Source organism: Mycolicibacterium tusciae, assembly GCF_002086795.1.
Lineage (GTDB): Bacteria > Actinomycetota > Actinomycetes > Mycobacteriales > Mycobacteriaceae > Mycobacterium > Mycobacterium tusciae.
Window position 1 is genome coordinate 1 of the sequence record NZ_MVIM01000023.1, and the last position, 19,381, is coordinate 19,381.

General features: G+C 64.8%; 18 protein-coding genes, 4 tRNA genes and 1 pseudogene. 11 read left to right on the forward strand and 12 right to left on the reverse strand.

Features of this window, described 5'->3' with window-relative positions; translation table 11 throughout:
- Positions 1-178 (forward strand): annotated as a pseudogene (locus BST47_RS31775) (HNH endonuclease signature motif containing protein); the annotation flags it as partial.
- A 15-nt stretch (positions 179-193) separates the two neighbouring features.
- Here BST47_RS31775 and BST47_RS27395 read toward each other — a convergent pair.
- Positions 194-1,756, reverse strand: coding sequence for a phytoene desaturase family protein (locus BST47_RS27395; RefSeq protein WP_083128981.1), 1,563 nt, complete (start codon positions 1,754-1,756; stop codon positions 194-196).
- Positions 1,757-1,805: 49 nt separating this feature from the next.
- Entirely contained in the window at positions 1,806-2,399 is a 594-nt protein-coding gene (locus tag BST47_RS27400) for a TetR/AcrR family transcriptional regulator (RefSeq protein ID WP_083128982.1), read from the reverse strand.
- A gap of 70 nt (positions 2,400-2,469) precedes the next feature.
- Between BST47_RS27400 and BST47_RS27405 the strand changes: the two genes are divergently transcribed.
- From BST47_RS27405 to BST47_RS27420, 4 genes are read left to right on the forward strand one after another with little or no spacing between them, the layout of a single operon-like run.
- Complete coding sequence (locus BST47_RS27405) at positions 2,470-2,964, forward strand: DUF2834 domain-containing protein (RefSeq protein WP_083128983.1); 495 nt, start codon at positions 2,470-2,472, stop codon at positions 2,962-2,964.
- A 28-nt stretch (positions 2,965-2,992) separates the two neighbouring features.
- Positions 2,993-3,442: an ester cyclase gene (locus BST47_RS27410; protein WP_083128984.1), complete on the forward strand. Its 450-nt coding sequence runs from the start codon at positions 2,993-2,995 to the stop codon at positions 3,440-3,442.
- On the forward strand, positions 3,439-4,224 hold the full coding sequence (locus tag BST47_RS27415) for an MBL fold metallo-hydrolase (protein WP_083128985.1): 786 nt from the start codon (positions 3,439-3,441) through the stop codon (positions 4,222-4,224). Before BST47_RS27410 ends, BST47_RS27415 begins: the two co-directional genes overlap by 4 nt.
- A gap of 2 nt (positions 4,225-4,226) precedes the next feature.
- Positions 4,227-5,231, forward strand: a complete 1,005-nt coding sequence (locus tag BST47_RS27420; RefSeq protein WP_083128986.1) for a zinc-binding dehydrogenase — start codon at positions 4,227-4,229, stop codon at positions 5,229-5,231.
- On the opposite strand, the gene BST47_RS27425 is transcribed toward BST47_RS27420, so the two are convergent.
- The 6 genes from BST47_RS27425 to BST47_RS27450 form a co-directional block, all read right to left on the reverse strand.
- Entirely contained in the window at positions 5,228-6,073 is an 846-nt protein-coding gene (locus tag BST47_RS27425) for an SDR family NAD(P)-dependent oxidoreductase (protein WP_083128987.1), read from the reverse strand. The genes BST47_RS27420 and BST47_RS27425 overlap by 4 nt on opposite strands.
- Positions 6,070-7,011 carry an alpha/beta fold hydrolase gene (locus tag BST47_RS27430; RefSeq protein ID WP_083128988.1) on the reverse strand — a complete coding sequence of 314 codons (942 nt, stop codon included), beginning with the start codon at positions 7,009-7,011 and terminating at the stop codon, positions 6,070-6,072. Before BST47_RS27430 ends, BST47_RS27425 begins: the two co-directional genes overlap by 4 nt.
- Positions 7,008-8,366 carry a cytochrome P450 gene (locus BST47_RS27435; RefSeq protein ID WP_083128989.1) on the reverse strand — a complete coding sequence of 453 codons (1,359 nt, stop codon included), beginning with the start codon at positions 8,364-8,366 and terminating at the stop codon, positions 7,008-7,010. Before BST47_RS27435 ends, BST47_RS27430 begins: the two co-directional genes overlap by 4 nt.
- 167 nt (positions 8,367-8,533) lie before the next feature.
- Positions 8,534-8,607 (reverse strand) — tRNA-Phe (locus BST47_RS27440).
- A gap of 44 nt (positions 8,608-8,651) precedes the next feature.
- Positions 8,652-8,728, reverse strand: a tRNA-Asp gene (locus BST47_RS27445).
- 44 nt (positions 8,729-8,772) lie between these two features.
- Positions 8,773-8,845, reverse strand: a tRNA-Glu gene (locus tag BST47_RS27450).
- 121 nt (positions 8,846-8,966) lie between these two features.
- On the opposite strand from BST47_RS27450, the gene BST47_RS27455 reads away from it, so the two are divergent.
- Positions 8,967-9,042: transfer RNA gene (locus BST47_RS27455), tRNA-Lys, on the forward strand.
- Positions 9,043-9,093: 51 nt separating this feature from the next.
- Here the strand turns inward: BST47_RS27455 and BST47_RS27460 are convergent.
- Complete coding sequence (locus tag BST47_RS27460; protein ID WP_107529111.1) at positions 9,094-11,064, reverse strand: serine/threonine-protein kinase; 1,971 nt, start codon at positions 11,062-11,064, stop codon at positions 9,094-9,096.
- A 198-nt stretch (positions 11,065-11,262) separates the two neighbouring features.
- The gene (locus BST47_RS27465) at positions 11,263-12,270 is read right to left on the reverse strand and encodes an oxygenase MpaB family protein (RefSeq protein WP_083128990.1); all 1,008 of its coding nucleotides are present in this window, start codon (positions 12,268-12,270) and stop codon (positions 11,263-11,265) included.
- Positions 12,271-12,344: 74 nt separating this feature from the next.
- Here BST47_RS27465 and BST47_RS27470 point away from each other — a divergent pair, with 74 nt between their 5' ends.
- Positions 12,345-12,929 (forward strand): TetR/AcrR family transcriptional regulator, encoded by a 585-nt coding sequence (locus tag BST47_RS27470; RefSeq protein WP_083128991.1) that lies wholly within the window; start codon positions 12,345-12,347, stop codon positions 12,927-12,929.
- 3 nt (positions 12,930-12,932) lie between these two features.
- Here the strand turns inward: BST47_RS27470 and BST47_RS27475 are convergent, their stop codons facing one another.
- Both BST47_RS27475 and BST47_RS27480 read right to left on the reverse strand, forming a co-directional pair.
- Positions 12,933-13,358: a hypothetical protein gene (locus BST47_RS27475; protein ID WP_083129036.1), complete on the reverse strand. Its 426-nt coding sequence runs from the start codon at positions 13,356-13,358 to the stop codon at positions 12,933-12,935.
- 87 nt (positions 13,359-13,445) lie between these two features.
- Complete coding sequence (locus tag BST47_RS27480; RefSeq protein ID WP_083129037.1) at positions 13,446-13,877, reverse strand: hypothetical protein; 432 nt, start codon at positions 13,875-13,877, stop codon at positions 13,446-13,448.
- A 193-nt stretch (positions 13,878-14,070) separates the two neighbouring features.
- Here BST47_RS27480 and BST47_RS27485 point away from each other — a divergent pair, with 193 nt between their 5' ends.
- From BST47_RS27485 to phoU, 4 genes are all read left to right on the forward strand, one after another.
- On the forward strand, positions 14,071-15,084 hold the full coding sequence (locus BST47_RS27485; protein WP_083128992.1) for an acyl-ACP desaturase: 1,014 nt from the start codon (positions 14,071-14,073) through the stop codon (positions 15,082-15,084).
- A gap of 17 nt (positions 15,085-15,101) precedes the next feature.
- A complete protein-coding gene (gene dusB / locus BST47_RS27490) occupies positions 15,102-16,235 on the forward strand; it encodes a tRNA dihydrouridine synthase DusB (protein WP_083128993.1) in 1,134 nt (377 codons plus the stop codon).
- A 206-nt stretch (positions 16,236-16,441) separates the two neighbouring features.
- Positions 16,442-18,565 (forward strand): LCP family protein, encoded by a 2,124-nt coding sequence (locus BST47_RS27495; protein ID WP_083128994.1) that lies wholly within the window; start codon positions 16,442-16,444, stop codon positions 18,563-18,565.
- A gap of 102 nt (positions 18,566-18,667) precedes the next feature.
- Positions 18,668-19,333: a phosphate signaling complex protein PhoU gene (gene phoU, locus BST47_RS27500; RefSeq protein ID WP_083128995.1), complete on the forward strand. Its 666-nt coding sequence runs from the start codon at positions 18,668-18,670 to the stop codon at positions 19,331-19,333.
- Positions 19,334-19,381: the final 48 nt, after the last annotated feature.

Here is a 19,381-nt window from a genome sequence, read left to right on the forward strand (position 1 = left end):
CCGCCTCGTCAACAAAGACGGCGGCTGGACCACCACCATCAACGACCAGGGCGACGCCGAATGGCACCCACCACCCGACCTGGATACCGGCCAAACCCGCACCAACTACCACCACCGCCCCGAACTACTCCTGCGCCCACCAGACCAGGACGACGGCAACACCGAACGCGGACCCTAGGCCGGCGTCCGAGATCTACTTCGCGTCGAGGAGCGCCTGCTTGGCCGCGTTGTAACCGGGCACGAAAGTGATGCCGGGGCCACCGTGGCATCCCGCACTGGCCAGGTAAAGGCCGTCGATCGGAATAGGTTGATCGACATAGCCTTTCGGGCCTGGCCGGTTGGGCCCGATCTGGTCGGGGTGGATCAGTCCGTGGCAGTAGTCGCCGCCCGGCGCCCCGAACATCGTGCCCATGTGCTTGGGAGTGAAGGTGGTGTGTTTGAGAATCAGGCTCTCGAAATTGGGCGCCAACCTGGTGATCTTGTCGATCACCCGCTGCCCCATCTCGGCCTTCATCTCCCCATAGCTCGAATCCGACTCCTCGATGGGGAACCACAACGAGAACGCCGATGCCGCGTGCTTGCCTTCCGGCGCCAGGCCCGGGTCGTTCACCGACGGTATCTGCAGTGCGATGGACGGGTCGGCGGGCACGATGCCGTGCCTGCACTCCTCCCACTGCCGCTGCAGTTCCTCGGGGGTGGAGAAGATTCCGATATTCGACTGCATCGCCGGATCGTTGAGCAGTTCGTAGGGCGCCGCGAAGTCCGGTATGCCGTCGAGCGCGAAGTGCATTTGCAGATAGCTGCCGCGGTGGTCCTGACCGGAGAAGCGTTCCCGAACATCGGCGGGCAGCGCGGCGGGATCGATCATGCCGTTGATGGTGAGATCCGGTGCGACACCTGAGATCACGATGGGCGCGGTGATGACCGTCCCGTCCTCCAGGCGCACACCGCTCACCCGGCTGTCGGCGACCTGGATCTCTTCGACCTTGCTGCGCAACCGCAATTCGCCGCCGGCCGAGGTGAACACGTCACACAGGTGCGACGTCAACGCGCCGATGCCACCCTGGAGTTTCTTCACCAGCAGGGCGTTCTCATCCGGAACGGCGAAACCGTAGGCCAGCGCCGCCGCGGTACCCGGCGTCGCGGGGCCGCGATAGGTGGTGTTGCATGCGAGCAACGAGAGCATGCCGCGCAGCGCTCCGTGCTTCTCCCTGTCGGGCAGGTAGCGGTCGATCACATCAGTGACCGAGCCGAAGAGCAGATCGGTGATGGTCTGCCGCTCGAATTCGTTTGTCGCGCAGGCATACATCTCGTCGAGTGTCTTGGGCGGCTGGCCGGCTTCGAACCGGCCGAGCGCGCGCGTCGGCGCCTGACACCACGCCATCAGACCGGCCATCCCGTTCACGGCCTCCGCGCCGTGTACCTCGTTGATGTGCGTCATCAGCTTCATCGGGTCGGTGTAGTAAACGAGCGGTTCGTCGCCGACGCCGCGCAGTGACACCGACATCACGTCCAGGTCGACGGTCGGCAACTCGTCGAGTCCGAGTTCGCGGCTGACCACGGCCGAGGTCGGAATCTGCACCGACCCTGCGATCTCGAATCGGTAGCCGTCGAACAGCTCGACGGTGGAGGCCATTCCGCCGGCATACAGCTTGAAGTCGAGGCAGAGCGTCCGCAGCCCCGCCTTCTGGAGAAGTGCGGCAGCGGTCAACCCGTTGTGGCCCGCGCCGACGACGATCGCATCAAAGTCAGCCATGCGCTGAGGCTGACACGCGCTATAGGTTTTGTCAATATTGACAAAACTTTCAGCTGATCCCCTTGGCGAGTGTGTCCAGCGCCTCCCGGGTCAACCGCGACAACTCGGGCAGTGAGCGCTCTTGGCCGAGCATCCACACCTCCATCGCACCGAAGACCGCCGCCGCGATGCACCGCGCGGTGATCGCCACGCGCATTGCCTCGTCGGTACCCGGTGCGGGTGGGTTCTCCTCGGAAAGGCGATGCACGATCGCCTCGGCGAAATCAGCCTCGACCTGCCGGATATGCCGCACGATCCGGTCGGGTTCGATCTCCTGTGCGCGCAGTGCGGCGGTCTGCGCGACAGCCCAGTCGTCGTACGGGCGCGCCATCATCGCGGCGTGCACCGAATCCATGATCGACTCGTCGGGATCGCGCTGCGCCAGCGCCGTCCTGAACCACTGCAGGCCGGCGTAGTCGGCGAACAGTAGATCGTGTTTGGACGCGAAATGCCGATAGAACGTCCGCAGCGAAACGCCGGCATCGGCCGCGATCTGCTCGGCCGAGGTGTCTTCGACCCCCTGGGCGAGAAACCGCACCACCGCGGCCTGCCGCAACGCCTCGCGCGTGCGCTCACTTCGTGCCGTCTGGGCGGGTCGGACCATGTGGAGAAACTACCGCACCAAGTTCTGTCACTATTGACAAAACTTCAGACCCTGGTGAGACTCCGCCTTTATGGTTTCCCTGATCGTCCACCTCGTCCTCGGGTTCGCGACGATGGCTTTCATCGTCAAGACGAACCCGGCGATCTTCGCGCGCTATTCGTCCGGCCCTCAGGTCACCGGGCTCGAGCTCTTCTACTATGTCGCCGGTATCGCGTCGGTCGTGCTCGGCTACTACTTCAACAACCAGTACGTCGCGGAGTACGCGCCGCCGGGCGGTGTGCACAACTTCATCTGGGGACCCGGCAGTTGGTCGGAGTTCATCACGCTGGGGTACGCCAACCCGGCTGCGAGCTCGGCGAGCCAGGACTACACAATTATGAGCCTGCTGCTGTTTCCGCTGTGGTCCATCGTCGACGGCCGTAGGCGAGGCATCAAACACGCGTGGCTCTTCTGTGGATTCATCCTGTTCGCCAGCTCGGCATTCGCGTGGGCGGCCTACCTCGCCGTCGTCGAACGCCAGCACCGGCACCAGCAGCTCGGAGCGCAGCTGCAATCCGCGGTCTGACACCCGGGAGGCGGCCTACAGTCAAGGCATGATCACAGACGATCTGCGCGAGCGCCGCCTCGAGGTGATCCGGGAGCACATGGACACCGAGGTGACCAAGGAGTTCGACCGCACCCTGGCCACCTTTAACGGCCGCCCGCACTACGAGATCATGGCCACCGGACAGGTCTTCGACGGCGACGACGAAGTCATGGGCTACTACCGGACCACCAGGACCGCGTTCCCGGACCAGCGGCACGACAACGTCGTATGCCACGTCGCCGATGATGCCGTCATCGTCGAATTCGACCTACTGGGAACCAATCTCGGCGAGTTCTACGGCCTGCCGCCGACCGGCAAGGCGTTCCGGGTGCCGATCATCGCGGTGTTCTACTTCGACGGCGACCGCGTCGTCAACGAACGCATCTACTTCGACTCGGCCAGCCTCGTCACGCAGATCGGGCGGGGCGAACTGCTCGCTATGGCGGGAGAGCTGTGAAGGTCCACCATCTCAACTGCGGGACGATGAACCCGTACATCGCGCCGCGGATCGTCTGCCACGTCCTGCTCGTCGAGACCGACAACGGCCTGGTGCTCGTCGACACCGGATACGGGACGCGCGACTGCGACGACCACGCCCGGGTCGGGCCCACCCGCTACCTGTTCAAGCCGGTGTTCGACCACGGCGAGACGGCACTGCGCCAGGTGGAGCGGCTCGGGTTCACCCGCTCCGACGTCCGCCACATCGTCGTCACGCATTTCGACATGGACCACATCGGCGGCATCTCCGACTTCCCCGATGCCCAAGTCCACGCCACCAGCGCCGAAATCAAAGGAGCGGTAAGGGAACCGACGTTTCAGGAGAAGATGCGCTTTCGCGCCGTCCAATGGGCGCATGGCCCCAAGATCGTGGAGCACGAGCCGGCAGGCGAGAAGTGGCGAGGATTCGCCGCCGCCAAAGAGCTCGACGACATCGCACCGGGAATCGTCCTGGTGTCGCTGCCCGGCCACACCCGGGGACACGCATGTATCGCCGTCGACGCCGGGAACCGCTGGGTGCTGCACTGCGGTGACGCGTTCTACCAGCAGGGCACCCTGGACGGCATCTCTGAGGTCCCCCGGCCGATCAGGATCATCGAGCCTCTTCTCGCATTCGACCGAAAGAAGGTGCTGGACAACCATGCTCGCCTCACCGAGCTCTACCAGCGTCAGGAGCCCGACCTGTTAATGGTCTGCGCCCACGACGCCGATCTGTACGAACACGCGAAAGCGACTGCGTAACCGTGCGCGCCGTCGTCATCACCAAGCACGGTGATCCCTCGGTGCTCAAGGTCGAACAACGACCGGAACCGCCGCCCCCCGGGCCGGGCCAGGTCCGCATCGCGGTGCACGCCGCCGGAGTCAACTTCGCCGACCATCTCGCGCGCGTGGGCCTCTACCCCGAAGCACCCAAACCGCCATCCGTGGTCGGCTACGAAGTCTCGGGGACGATCGACGCGGTCGGTGCGGGCGTCGACGAAGCACGTGTGGGCCAAAGAGTCTTGGCTGGAACGCGTTTCGGTGGATACGCCGAAATCGTGAACGTCAAGGCTGCCGATACGGTTCCGCTTCCGGACCGCCTGACCTTCGAGCAGGGCGCCGCCGTTCCGGTCAACTACGCGACCGCATGGGCCGCGCTACACGGATACGGCTCGCCGAAGGCCGGTGAACGCATCCTCATCCATGCGGCGGCCGGCGGTGTCGGTACCGCGGCCATCCAGCTCGCCAAACCCACGGGCGTCGAAATCCATGGCACCGCCTCACCGGGGAAGCATCAGGTGCTCAAGGACATGGGCGTGGACCGCACCATCGACTACCGCCGTGACGGGTGGTGGAAGGATCTGCCGCCCTACGACATGGTGCTCGACGCGATAGGCGGTGCATCGCTGCGCCGCTCCTACAACCTGCTCCGGCCCGGTGGCAAATTGATCGCGTACGGCATCTCGGCGTTGCAGCAGGGCGAGAAGCGTTCTCTACGTACCGTTTTGCCTCAGCTGCTACCGATGCTGCGCGGGTTCAACCTGACCAAACAGCTTTCGGACTCCAAGGCAGTCATCGGCCTCAACATGCTGGCGCTCTGGGATGACCGCGGCACACTCGAACCGTGGATCGGGCCCCTGGCAAAGGCATTGGCCGACGGCGTCGTCACGCCGATCGTGCACGCCGCCGTGCCGTTCGACAACGCGCGCGAGGCGCACCGCATCCTCGCCGCGCGTGAGAACATCGGCAAGGTCGTGCTGGTCCCCTAGCTCGAGGCGCGCCTTCGCAGGACGCTCTGCAGCCGGCCGAGCACGTCGTAATAGTGCGTCGGCGCCATTCGCGCCAAAGCGTCGAACATGTAGGCGTCGGGTCCGACGAGTATCCGCGCCTTGCCGGACTCCACACCGCGATGGATGATCTCGGCGGCCTTGTCGGGCTGCGTCATGGTGATGTTCGCGAACTCCTTGGCCATCTGCTCCTGGGTGCGGCCTCGGCCCTCGGGATCTGTGCGCATCCGACCGTTGCGCACGATGTTGGTGTTTATCCCGCCCGGGTGCACGTTGATGGCAGTGACGCCGGTGCCGCGCAGCTCTTGACGAAGGGCGTCGGTGAAGCCGCGGACGGCGAACTTGGCTGCGCAGTAAGCACTCTGGGTCGGCATGCCGACCAGACCGAAGACGCTCGACGTGTTGACGATCACGCCCTCATCCTGTTCGACGAGGATGGGCAGAAACGCCCTCGTGCCGTTGACGACGCCTCCGAAGTTGATGCTCCACAGCCATTCGTCGTCCTCGGGGACTGCGTCGAGCACGCTCGATCCGACGGCAACGCCGGCGTTGTTGAACACCGCGCCGAGTGGCTGGGGTGCCCAGTCACGTACCTCTGCGGCGAAGTCGCGCTGCGCCTGCGCATCGCTGACGTCGAGAACCCGCAGCAGGGCTGGGCCAGGCAACGACGCCTCGGTTTCCTTCAGTCCGGCCTCGTCGACGTCGGCGATGGCGACCGGGCAGCTGTGCGCCGACAACCGTTGCGCCAGAGCGCGACCGATACCCGATGCCGCGCCGGTGATGACCGCGGTGCGGCCACTTATCGTCCTATGCTTCTTGCTCATGCGTTCTCCTCGCGGTCGGTGTGGGTCAGAGCTGCGCCGCGGCGCGCGGCAAATTCTGCGCCAGTGAAGTGGTCGGTGATCAGGTCGACGATTTGGCCCCATGCCCCGACGGGCAGGTCGTGCCCGAGGCCGACGATCGTCTCGAGGCGTGCGCCCGGTATCGCTCGGGCGGTCGCAGCTCCGCCGGTCGGATGAACCATCCGGTCTCGGTCGTTATGGATGACCAGGGTCGGTACGTCGATGTGGGCGAGCTCGGCGGTGCGGTCGCCAGACGCGAAGATGCCCGCCAGCTGCCGTGCGATTCCCGCCGGGCTGGGGTCGCGGTCGAAGGCGATGCCGGCATAGGTGCGCACCGCCTCCTCGTCGAAGGGAAATCCGTGGGATCCGATGTGGGCGAAGATGTTCGCGGCGCGATCCATTTCGTCTTCCCTCGTCCGCGGTGGCTTCGACGTCAGCATCCGTCGCCACGTGGACAGCGCGGGCCGTCCCAGCCGACGCGCCCCCGTCGTCGACATGATCGAGGTGAGTGTGCGCACCCGGCCCGGATGATGCGCGGCGACGGTCTGCGCGATCATGCCGCCCATCGACACGCCCACCAGGTGCGCGTCTCGGTATCCGAGCGCATCCATCAGGCCGACGGTGTCGCGCGCCATATCACCCAGGTGGTACTGATGCCGGGCATCGCCGCCGCGCAACATGGCCACCGGATTGGGCGGACGATAGGACATGTGGGTGGAACGGCCGGCGTCGCGGTTGTCGAACCGGATCACGTGATAGCCGAGTCCCACAAGTCTTGCGGCGAATTCGTCGGGCCAGGAATGTAATTGCTGCCCCAGGCCGGCGATCAGCATGACGGGTGGATCGGCTGGGTCGCCGGTGTGGTGGTAGCAGAGTTCGATGCCCCGGCCGACGTCGACGACGGTCTCGTTCGCCGTCACGCCGATATCCTCGCCGCGCCGGAAGAACTGGTCTGCGGAGCTGCGGCACGACGGCGATATACGACCGCCCGGCCACCGCGACCGGGCGCGGTGGCGACGCCGCGGGAATGCCTGCGCTCACCCGCGGTGTAGGTGCTGCCGAACTCGAACTCGCGCATCAGCGTTCGCAGCGTCACGACCATCTCCATGTTGGCGAACGCGGCCCCGATGCAGCGGCGAACGCCGCCGCCGTAGGGAATCCACGCGTAGTTATCCGGTGGATTGCCGACAAACCGGTCAGGATCGAATACCTCCGCGTTGGGGAAACTGCTCGCAGCAACGTGCGCCAGGGTGATGCTGGCCATCACGACGTGACGCTCGGGAATGACCCAATCGCCCAGCCGGATCCGCGTTTTCGTGATTCGCGCCGTGCCGTTGATGACGGGCCGGGTCCGCTGGACCTCCCAGATGGTGGCCTGGACGAGTTCAGACCCGCCCGCGTCGACCTCAGCGGCCAGGCGCGACAGGAGCCGCGGGTGCCTGCGCAGCCGCTCGACCGTCCACGCCAGGGTGGTGGCGGTGGTCTCGTGTCCGGCGGCCAGCAGCGTGAGCAGTTCGTCGGCCACGTGGTCGTCGGCTATGGGTAACCCGTCGTCGTACCGCGCCTGCAGCAAGAGGGACAGGACGTCGGTGCGCTGCTCAAACTCCGGGTCGTTGCGGATATCGGCGATGAGGCGGGCGATGATCTCGTCGTAGCGCCTGCGGTTCTCGGCGAGTTTCCGCCCGGGGCTGCGCGGTCCGAAATCCCTGCGTACCACCGGCGGCATGACGGCCAACCGAGAGGCGTACAACACCATCTGCGGCAGACAATCGCGCAGTTCGTCCAGGGCCGTCCCCTCTGCGCCGAACACCGTGCGCAGAATGGCGTTCAGGGTGATGCGCATCATCGAGGGCATGGTCTCGAATTCCTGACCTTCGGGCCAGGACGCCACCTCACGCATGACCTCCTCTTCGACGATCGCCTCGTAGCCGGCCATCCGCTTGCCGTGGAACGGCGGAACCAGAAGCTTGCGACGTTCACGGTGCTCGGCGCCCGCGAGACTGAACGTCGAGCCCGGGCCGAACATCTCGCCGAGTACCCCGGCTCGTGCGATCAGGTCGGGTTTGGCCGTGAACAACTCCTTGATCAGGACCGGATCGCCGACAACAACGGTCGGGCCGAAAATCGGCAGGTTGAGCGTGAATGTGGGGCCGTATCGCCTGGACACGGCGGCGACCGCCTTATCCCGGGCAGCGAGGAATCCCACGCCCTGCAGCAACTTGGGTATGCGCGGCGCCGGTGGCAAGCGCACCGGGTCCGTGGTCGGCTCGGCCATATGATCCCTCCGTGGTACACCATCGTACCAACGGAAGATATGCGCTCCGCCAGAAAGACGCAACTAATCCCGGCGGGTCGTGACGGAGTACTCCACGGATTGGCCGTCGACCGTCGTTACTCGAACGAAGTCAACGACGGGGCCATCGAGGCAGAACGCCTCTGGAGTGGCCAGGGCCGGGATCGAACCGGCGACCTTCCGCTTTTCAGGCGGACGCTCGTACCAACTGAGCTACCTGGCCGGAAGGCACCGGCCGTATCGATAACCGAAGTGCCTCGCCAATAGTGGCGACCCTGACGGGACTCGAACCCGCGACCTCCGCCGTGACAGGGCGGCGCGCTAACCAACTGCGCCACAGGGCCTTGCTTTTCTACGCTTGCGGCTTCCAATCGTACGGTGCCGCGCGTACCCCCTACGGGATTCGAACCCGCGCTACCGCCTTGAAAGGGCGGCGTCCTAGGCCGCTAGACGAAGGGGGCCAGCCGAATCTCTCCGGGGTACTCACAACGCTGTGACGCTGGGAGCCTCGCTAGCTTAGGGTACGGACACCCCAATCCTCAAACGCGGTGCCCGACGGCACCCAGTATCCTGATGCCTCGCGCCCCTATAGCTCAGTTGGTAGAGCTACGGACTTTTAATCCGCAGGTCCCAGGTTCGAGCCCTGGTGGGGGCACCAGAAGTACGAGTTCGCAAGCCGCACCGACTGGCGCGGTGCAGCGCACCCTATCTACGACGGCACGCGGCGTTCAGAAATGCGTGCCTGGAGAATCACCCGCTCGAGCGCTTGAATGTCGGATTCGATCATGCGCGACAGCCAGTACGCGAATATGAATGCGGCAATTCCCCCGATACACACCACCCTGATCGGCACGATGATTTCGGCGATCTCGGACGCGGTCAGGAAGCTGACGGCCATGATGCTAAGCAACGGCACCGAGGCCGCGATCGCGAGATAGCGCGACAGTCGACGGCTGAGTGCTCGTAGCTGTTCGGCATCCCGCTGATCCGTCTGTCCGTGTGCCACCAATTCCGGGTAGACGCTGCGCACGATGAAAAAGGTCAAGAGAAAGAACGGATACGCGATCGCGATCGCGCCGCCCACCGCGTGGGACCCCACGAAGTGGATCGCGGATCTACCGGGCATTCCACCCGCAACGGACTGCAGGATGAGCGCAAACGTCAGCCCAGACATCACCCACGAGCCAATGACGATGAACACCACCCGTTCGCTTGCGACGAGGCAATCGTGGCGCGCTCGGGCCAATGCTTCTGCAGGCGGTGCCGGCCCACGCCGCAGGCGCCGCGGGACGAAGATCACGTAACGGTTCGAATAGACCGCCAACACAATGCCGAGCGGCCAGACGAGTAGGTTGAGCAGCGTCGTGAGCTGCATGAACCGGTCTTGGCCGTGCTCGGAAAGCTTGCTGACGATGAGCAGCTGATTGTGGTAGATGGTGTAGGCGGCGGCCAACGCATTGGGAATCACGACGGCCGGCACGGCAATCGGCAGAAAGTACGGCCGCAGACGCAGCCGCCAGCTTCGTTCAGGTGGATCCACCAGGTCACGCGCTTGCGGATCAAGGCACAACTGCAGTTGCTCGGCGAGTTCAGCCCCCGAGGCCCAGCGTTGATCACGGTCTGCGCTCAGTGCCTTCAGCAGAACTCGACGCAGCGCGGTAGGACAGTCACTCGGTAGCGCCGCGAGTGCTTCCGACGTAATCCCTCCTGCACGGGTGGACAGCATCAGATCGAGCGCGGTGGTATCGCCGACCAATTCGGCCGAGGCCGCGCGAGCAGCCTGCGCCGCGGAATCATCGAACGGTTTCATGCCCGTCAGCAGTTCCCACAGCATGACCGCGAGTGAGTAGATGTCACTGCGGGTGTCGAGGTTTGCCGCGTCATGGACGTGCCCGGGCCGGGTGGCCATGAGCTGCTCGGGAGACATATAGGACAGTGAGCCGCCGAAGTAGGTGAACGGGCTTGCGCCGGATAGGTTTCGGGCGAAGCTGATGTTGAAGTCCGCGAGTTTGGGGGTGCCATCGGGCGCAAGCAATACGTTGGCGGGCTTGATGTCGCGGTGCAGGACGCCCCGCGAATTCGCATAGTGCAATGCTTCAGCCAGTCGTTTCCCCAGCCATGCGACCGTCTCGGGCCAGGAAAGGGTCGCGAGCTCAGCGCGACCGGTTGATTCGGTCGGCCGGCTCTCCCCGCGTGACTCCAGCGCGACGTCTACCGCGTCGAGCAGCGCCTGACCGGATTCGGGTCGCCGCTCGTCACCGAAAATCAGTCGACCGAGGTCGAGCAGCGTCCCGCCGGGCACATATTGCATGTAAAGCAGCCGCCAGTCCCGGTCTCGGAGTATCCGCTGGTCGAAGACCCGGACGATGTAATCGTGATCAAGCTGGGCGAGGGTCTGCCCTTCCTCGCCGCGGTTCGCGGAGATCTTCACCGCCACCAGGCGTTGCATAGACCGTTGACGAGCTAAAAAGACTCGCGCGAATGCGCCGCTGCCGAGTTCGACGAGCAGGTCGAAGTCATCGAGCCGCTGGCCGACCTCGATCCGCGCGATCTGGGATGGCCCGGAAAGGTCAAACGACGAGCCGAGTGTTCGGGTGCCGCTTCGTGTTTGGTCCACCGTGTCGGCCGACACTTGAGTTGGAGCGAACTCGGCTTGCCGGCGGGCACTCGGATCGGTCATTGACACCCTCGTTCCAGGTCATCTGCATCTTAACGCTGCAGCACCGGTGGCCTTGGAATTCCTGGTTCAGGTGCCCGCGCCGACTACGAACACCGGTTGAGCCTGCGCAGGGGGCTGGTTCCGGATTCGCAAAACCGATGCCGGATCAGGTGTTTCGATAGTGTGGCATGGACGGATCACACCGTCTGACGTCAGGTCTCAGACCTTAGGTGAGTAGTAATGCGGGTTATCGCGGTACTCCACCGGCGGAAGATTGCGCGCCGGCGTCTCGACCAACGGTGAGTCCGCGGGCAGCCGGCCGCTGGCACGATCCCACGCAGATCGCTTGCGCGGGTGCATCATCACGCGTTTGGGCAGCACCTTGACGGCGTGATACACCACCTTGCCGAACAGTTTGTGCAGCCGCTCCTGGCGGGGCGTCCAGGTGTAGCCCATCAGGTCACGCACCGCCGGATCGAACAGGCCGACGGTCGTGAAATTGAAAAACCGCTGCATCCCCAGGATGTTCAGCTTCCACATCCAATCGGGCATCCAGTTCAGCGAGGGGTGCTTCGGCATCGATGACAGATCGAGCACCTCGCGTGCGGCCCAGTTGTTCTCCAACACGTTGTGGCACATGTGATCCCAGTACTCCTGGAATTCCTTCCACGACTTCGGCACCGGCCGCATGCTCATGCCGTACATGCGGTACCACACGATGTGCTCGTCGAACAGCTGCCGCTTCTGCGCCTCCGTGAGCCCGCCGCCGAGCCATTCCGCCGCCAGCAGCGTCGACTTGAAGAACGTCGCGTGTGCCCAATAGAAAACGTCGGGGTTCAGGGCGCTGTAGCGACGACCCTGATCGTCGACGCCCTTGATCCCGATGTGATAGTCGCGGACCTGTACCCCGGTCTGGGGCGCGCGGTCACCGTCGAACACCACGCCCCCGATCGGATACACCGACCGGAACAGCCGCGGCATCCTTTCCATGAAGAAGATCGAGTGCTCCTGGACTGCGGCACCCAGCTGTGGATGCATGTTCTGCATCGAGCCGGCCCAGGGCCCCTGCAGCATTCCGGTCCACCGACCGAAGTACTTCCACGTCAGCGAGTCGGGCCCCAGCGACTGCGGCGGAGCGTCGTATCCCCCTGACGACACAGGGCACCCGGCTGCCACAGGAGACTCGTCTCTGTGCACGGGGCATGTCGCGGACGTATCTTGAGTCACTGGGTTAGCTTCCCATCCAGTCAGAACGACCTATTCTGACTACACGCGTTGTCAGAATGAAGTCTAGGAGGGATGTGGCGTCGGGTCAACGACGGGGCCGATGGTCCGGTGTGCCCCTGGAGGACCGGCAGGCATTGCGCCGCGACGAGCTGATCGCCGCAGGCGTCGCCCGTCTCGGTGGCGCGCAGGGGCCGGCCCTGACCGTGCGCGGGGTGTGTCAGTCGGCCGGGCTGACCGAACGCTACTTCTACGAGAGCTTCACCGACCGGGATGAGTTCGTCCGCGCGGTCTACGACGACGTCTGCGCGCGGGCCATGTCCGCGCTGACCACGGCGAAAACCCCGCGCGACGCGGTCGAGCAGTTCGTCGCGCTCATGGTCGACGATCCAGCGCGCGGCCGGGTTCTGCTGCTGGCGCCCGAAAAGGAACCGGTACTGACCCGCTCGGGCGCCGAATGGATGCCGAGCTTCATCGAACTCGTGCAGCGCAAGCTGACGCGCATCGGGGACCCCGTCCAGGCAGCCATGGTCGCCACTGGCCTGATCGGCGCTTTGACGGCGTTGTTCACCGCCTACTTGAACGGCAGACTCACAGCCTCACGCGAGCAGTTCATCGACTACTGCGTGGAGATGCTGGTCAGCCGCGTATCCAGCTACTGATCCCTAATTGTCGGGGATCTCAGGTCCTGCCAGCTCCTGCTCTTCCTGCTCGGCGGCTTCTTTCTCGGCCTCCGACTTGGCCTCGCGGCCGAGCGGATGCTGGACAGAAGTGCCGGGGTTGGTCGCAGAGGCGTAGGCGCCGCTGCAGTTCAGCGCGACATTGACCTGAGATTCGTCTGACGAATCGATGCGCAGGAACGATGCGTCCCATGCGTTCGTGACGATGCAATCGCCCTCGTCGAGCTTGTCGCCGAACCGCGACGCGACGACGGCGGAACCGCCGCCCTCCTCGATCGCCTCTAGAGCATCCGAGTACGTGTCACCCACGACATCAGGGGCGGCTGATGCGATGCCCGCCCCGAACAACAAAGACGTGGCTGCCGCGACGGCAAACGCCGAGCCGGCCCCTAGAACGATGAGCTTCTTCACGTGCACCCGACCTCCACAGTCAATGACCTCAAACCTGGTGATGACCGTAGCTTATGGCCTTCCGGTCGGGGCCGCTACCGGGGGAGGCTAGCCACTGGAGGCAGCCGCTTGGGCCTGCCTCTGCTGCGCTGCCCGCTTCGCGGCTTCCTGCTCGGCCTTCAGCTTTGCCTCGCGACCGACCGGGCTCGCCAAGGAGTTGCCCGACGAGCCCGGGCCCGCCAGAACGCCGTTGCAGTTGAGGGCGAGCAGCACCTCGTTGTTAGCCCGCATACCGCCGCGGACAATGCGCTGATAACCCGCGTCCCAGGCGTTCATCACAAGGCATTTTCCATCTTCCAGACCCGCACCTGTCCGCGTCGCGATGACAGCGGTGCCGCCCGCCTGCTGGATGATCCGCTTGGCGTCGTTATAGGTGCGATCGACAACCTCCGGGGCGGCGTTCGCCGTGCCCGGCCCCAGACACATACCGGTACCGGCAACCACCACCGCGGCCATCCCACGGGCAACGATTTTGAGCATGTTCACCTGAGCCCGTCCTCCTAGTCGTCTGCGCCTGGCGAATGGGCTTGCAATTGTTTGCCCGGCGAAATGGTAGCCAGCACACGTGAGTCCCGTGTGGCTTATGTGACACGATGCGTGGTGACTTGAATGTCACCGCGGGGCACAGATATATTGAGTGCAACCAACAGGTACAGATAACTTGGGAGGGGCCATGTCGAAAGACCTGACCGACATACAGCTGCTCACCGAACTCGAGCCAGTGGTCGAGAAGAACGTCAACCGGCACCTGACCATGCGCAAGGACTGGAATCCGCACGACTACATCCCGTGGTCGGACGGCAAGAACTATTACGCCCTCGGCGGCAAGGACTGGGACCCCGAAGAGTCGAAGCTGTCCGAGGTCGCCCAGGTCGCGATGCTGACCAACCTGTTGACCGAGGACAACCTGCCGTCCTATCACCGCGAGATCGCGATGAACTTCAGCATGGACGGGCCGTGGGGCTTCTGGGTGAACCGCTGGACCGCCGAGGAGAACCGGCACGGCATCGCGCTGCGCGACTATCTCGTCGTCACCCGCGCGATCGACCCCGTCGAGCTCGAGCAGCTACGCATGGAACAGGTCACCCGCGGCTTCTCACCCGGCCAGAACCAGCAGCTGGAGGGTGACGCCAACCTGTTCGCCGAATCCTTGTTCGACTCCGTCATCTATGTGACATTCCAGGAGCTGGCCACCCGCGTGTCACACCGCAACACCGGCAAGGCCTGCAACGAGACCGTCGCCGACCAACTGCTGCAACGGGTTTCGGCGGACGAGAACCTGCACATGATCTTCTACCGTGACGTCTCGGCTGCTGGATTCGATATCGCCCCCAACCAGGCGATGCATTCGCTGCACAAGGTGCTGACCAACTTCAAGATGCCCGGATACACGATCCCGGACTTCCGGCGTAAGGCTGTCACCATCGCCTCAGGCGGTGTCTACGACCCGCGCATCCACCTCGATGATGTCGTGATGCCGGTGCTCAAGAAGTGGCGCATCTTCGAACGCGACGACTTCACCGGTGAGGCCGCCCGGCTGCGTGACGAGCTGGCCGTCCACGTCGAAGAGCTCGAAGACACCTGCGTGAAGTTCGAAATCGCCAAGCAGCGCAGGCTCGAACGCATCGCCAAGGTGGCCGAGAAGAAGGCCGCCAAGAACCTCCTGGTGGCCTCATCGGCGTCCTGACCGACGCCCGCCCAGCGCTGCAGATCGGTTCCATCGCGCTGCGCAGCCCCGTCGTGCTGGCACCGATGGCGGGCGTCACCAACGTCGCCTTCCGCACGCTGTGCCGCGAACTGGAAATGGCCAGGGCCGGCACCGTCAGCGGGCTCTACGTATGCGAGATGGTGACGGCCCGGGCACTCGTCGAGCGCCACCCCTCGACCATGCACATGGTCACCTTCGCCGACGACGAAACCCCGCGATCGCTTCAGCTGTACTCCGTTGATCCGCACAACACCTATCTGGCCGCGAAGATGATCGTCGACGAGGGCCTGGCCGATCACATCGACATGAACTTCGGCTGCCCGGTTCCCAAGGTCACCCGACGCGGTGGCGGGGCGGCGCTGCCGTACAAGCGCAGGCTGTTCGGGCAGATCGTGGCCGCGGCGGTGCGCGCCACCGAGGGCACTGACATCCCGGTGACGGTGAAATTCCGGATCGGAATCGATGACTCTCATCACACCCACCTCGACGCCGGCCGGATCGCCGCCGAGGAGGGCGCCGCCGCCGTCGCGCTTCATGCGCGCACTGCTGCACAGCGATACTCCGGCGAGGCGGACTGGGAACAGATCGCCGCGCTGAAACAGCACGTCACGACGGTTCCTGTGCTCGGCAACGGCGACATTTTCGAAGCCGCCGATGCGCTGGCGATGATGGATGTGACCGGTTGCGACGGCATTGTGATCGGTCGGGGGTGCCTAGGTCGCCCCTGGCTGTTCGCCGAATTGTCGGCCGCATTCACCGGCACACCCGCCGCCGCCCCGCCGACACTGGGCCAGGTCGCGTCGATAATCCTGCGCCACGGCGAACTGCTCGCCGCGCATTTCGGCGAGGACAAGGGTATGCGCGACATCCGCAAGCACGTCGCCTGGTATCTCCACGGCTTCCCCGCCGGTGCGGACCTGCGGCGCGCGTTGGCGCTGGTCAAGTCGCTGGAAGAACTGCGGAGCCTGCTGCAGAACCTCGACCAGAACATCGATTTTCCCGCCGCGGCAATGGGGCCGCGGGGCCGGCAGGGCTCACCCGCCGCGGTGTCACTACCCGAGGGCTGGCTAACAGACCCCGACGACTGCACCGTCCCGGTGGGCGCCGAGGTCATGCATTCAGGAGGTTAGGTCGTCTCACAGTCGTCTCCCACCTGAGACGACTCTGACATCACATCTCTCAGGATGTCTCAGTACGATATGAGTCTCGTTCGTAGTCGGCTCCAACGTCGGGGCCACTGGAGTGTTGCTGGGTGCTGTGACCTGTAGGGAAGCACCGGGTACATCGGAGCCCAACGTCGCGCGCGGCGGTTGATGAGTCGGAGGCCGGTAGAAGGATGAGTGACGGCGACAACGCCACTCCTGGCCGTCATGGCCGGGGTGCCTCGTCGTCGCCTGACGACCGGTCCGAGACCTATCAATGGCATACCCGAAGATCTCAGCCGTCGCCAGGCGCCGCGCCGTGGGAGCGCGCACACGTGTCCGACGATGACGATGCGCCAACCGAGGAGCCATCGGCGTCCCCCGCCGGTAACCACACCGACGGAGTGACAGTCGCCGACCTCATCGCCAAGCTCAACGGCGACGAGGCCGTCCCAGCGGAGCTGAAACGACACCGGCCCGACCACAGCACGCCGCCGCCTGCCGATCCGCCGCCGTCTCCGCCGACCGAGGTCATCGATGCCGTGCCGGCGTACGGCCGGCACGAGCGGCCCCTCGGACCCGACATCGACCCTCACGAAGCCGCTGCCGAAGTCCCTGAGGCCGAGGACTACTACGACACCGAGGTCATCCCGGCCGTCGCGATGGACCTGCCGGACCTGACATCCACCCATCGGCACGGCCGCGTTCCGCCGTCTCATGTCGGTGCCGGCCGTCGCCGAACCGATGAGCATCATCCGTCCCGGGGCCGGCACAGGTCGATGGTCGTCGGGCGCGTGGTCACCGCCCTGATCGCCGTGCTCGCTCTTGCCCTCACCGGTGGGGCGTGGCAGTGGCAGTCGGCGAAGAACAACATGCTCAACCGGATCTCCGCGCTCGATCCCGATTCCCGCGACATCCTCGATCCGAACGCACAGTTCGGTGACGAGAACTTCTTGATCGTCGGCGTGGACAGCCGCATGGGCGAGAACGTCGACATGGGTGCGGGCACGACCGACGAGGCCGCGGGCGCGAGGTCGGACACGGTGATGCTGGTGAACATCCCCGCAAACCGTGAACGTGTTGTGGCGGTGTCGTTTCCGCGAGACCTCGCCATCGAGCCCATGCAGTGCGAGCCGTGGGACCCCAAAACCGGGGAATACGGCCCGATCACCGACCCCGAGTCGCCCATGTACGGGGCTGACAGGGTCTACACCGAGTACAAGCTGAACTCCGCGTACGCCGTCGGTGGACCGAAGTGCCTGGTGAAGGTCATTCAGAAGTTGTCGGGCCTATACGTAAACCGTTTCATGGCAGTGGATTTCGCGGGCTTCTCGAAGATGGTCGACGCACTCGGCGGTGTCGAGGTGTGCAGCACCACCCCGCTCGAGGACTACGAGCTGGGCACCGTGCTGGCCAATGCCGGCCGCCAAACGGTGGACGGCCACACCGCACTTCAATACGTGCGGGCACGCCAGATCACGACGGAAACCAACGGCGACTACGGTCGCATCAAGCGTCAGCAGCTTTTCCTGTCCTCGCTGCTGCGCTCGATGATCTCCAAGGAAGTGTTCTTTTCACTCAACAAGCTCAACAACGTCGTCAACATGTTCATCAACGACAGCTATGTCGACAACATGGACACCAAAGACCTGGTCACACTGGGCCAGTCGGTTCAGGGCATCGCCGCGGGCCGGATCACGTTCCTGACCGTGCCGACGACGGGGTACATGGACGAGTACGGCAACGAGCACCTTCGTGAAGAAGACAACCGGGCCATCTTCGACGCGATCATCAACGACGATCCGCTGCCCGAGGAGAAGAACGCCGACAACACCCCGGTGCCCGGCACTCCCGAAAGCCAGACCGAAGCACCCAGTCAGGACGCCGCGGCACCGACCGAGCTCGTCGACACGATCACGACCGACCCGAACGACATCACCGTGCAGGTGTCGAATTCGACGGGCGAAGACGGGCTGGGTGCGACCGCGGCCGGCGAACTCCAGACGCATGGCTTCAACGTCATCACGCCCGACGATTACCCCGGTCCGCTGGACACCACAACGGTGTTCTTCTCCCCGGGCAACGAGCAGGCGGCGGCAACCGTTGCCGCGTCGTTCCCCAACTCGACCATCGAACGCGCGACCAACCTCGGCGACGTCGTTCAGGTGGTACTCGGCAACGACTTCTACTCGGTGACTTCGCCGCCATCGAGCGGATCTCCGGTGCAGGTCCAGGTCGTGCGCGGCACCGGCAGCACAGCGACCGACCTGCCCGAGGATCTGACCGTCACCAACGCCGCCGACACGACCTGCGAATAGCCCTGTCCGCGTAGCATCGTCGGCCTTTCGGCATGCGCCATTCACCTGGCGTTCACCCTGCACGTCGTGACGTTCCGACTGCTCAGACCGTAGGGTGGATACATGCGAACCGCGTACCACGACCAGTTGGATCAGCTATCTGGACAGCTCGGCGACATGTGCGGGCTGGCCGGCGCGGCGATGGAGCGTGCAACCCAAGCCCTATTGCAGGCCGATCTCGTTCTGGCAGAGCAGGTGATCGGCGACCATGAGCAAATCATCGCGATGAGCGCGCGCGCCGAGGAGGCCGCGTTCGTGCTGCTGGCGCTGCAGGCGCCGGTGGCAGGTGATCTGCGCTCGATTGTCACGGCGATCCAGATCGTCGCCGACGTCGATCGGATGGGTGCCCTGGCGCTGCACGTCGCCAAGATCGCCCGCCGTCGCCATCCCCAGCATGCGCTGCCCGAAGAGGTCAACGGCTACTTCGCCGAAATGGGCCGGGTGGCAGTCGAATTGGGTAACAGCGCCCAGGAGGTGCTCGTTACGCGCGATCCGGAGAAGGCGGCACGGATCAGCGAGGAAGACGATGCGATGGACGATCTGCATCGCCACCTCTTCACCGTGCTGATGGACCGCGAGTGGAAATACGGCGTCACCGCCGCGGTCGATGTGACGCTGCTGTCCCGGTTCTACGAGCGCTTCGCCGATCACGCGGTCGAGATCGCCCGGCGGGTCATCTTCCAGGCCACCGGCAACCTCCCAGAGGAAGACCAGCTGACGTCACGCTGAGTCCGACTCACCCCCAAAAGCCGAGAGCCCCCGAGTGATCGGGGGCTC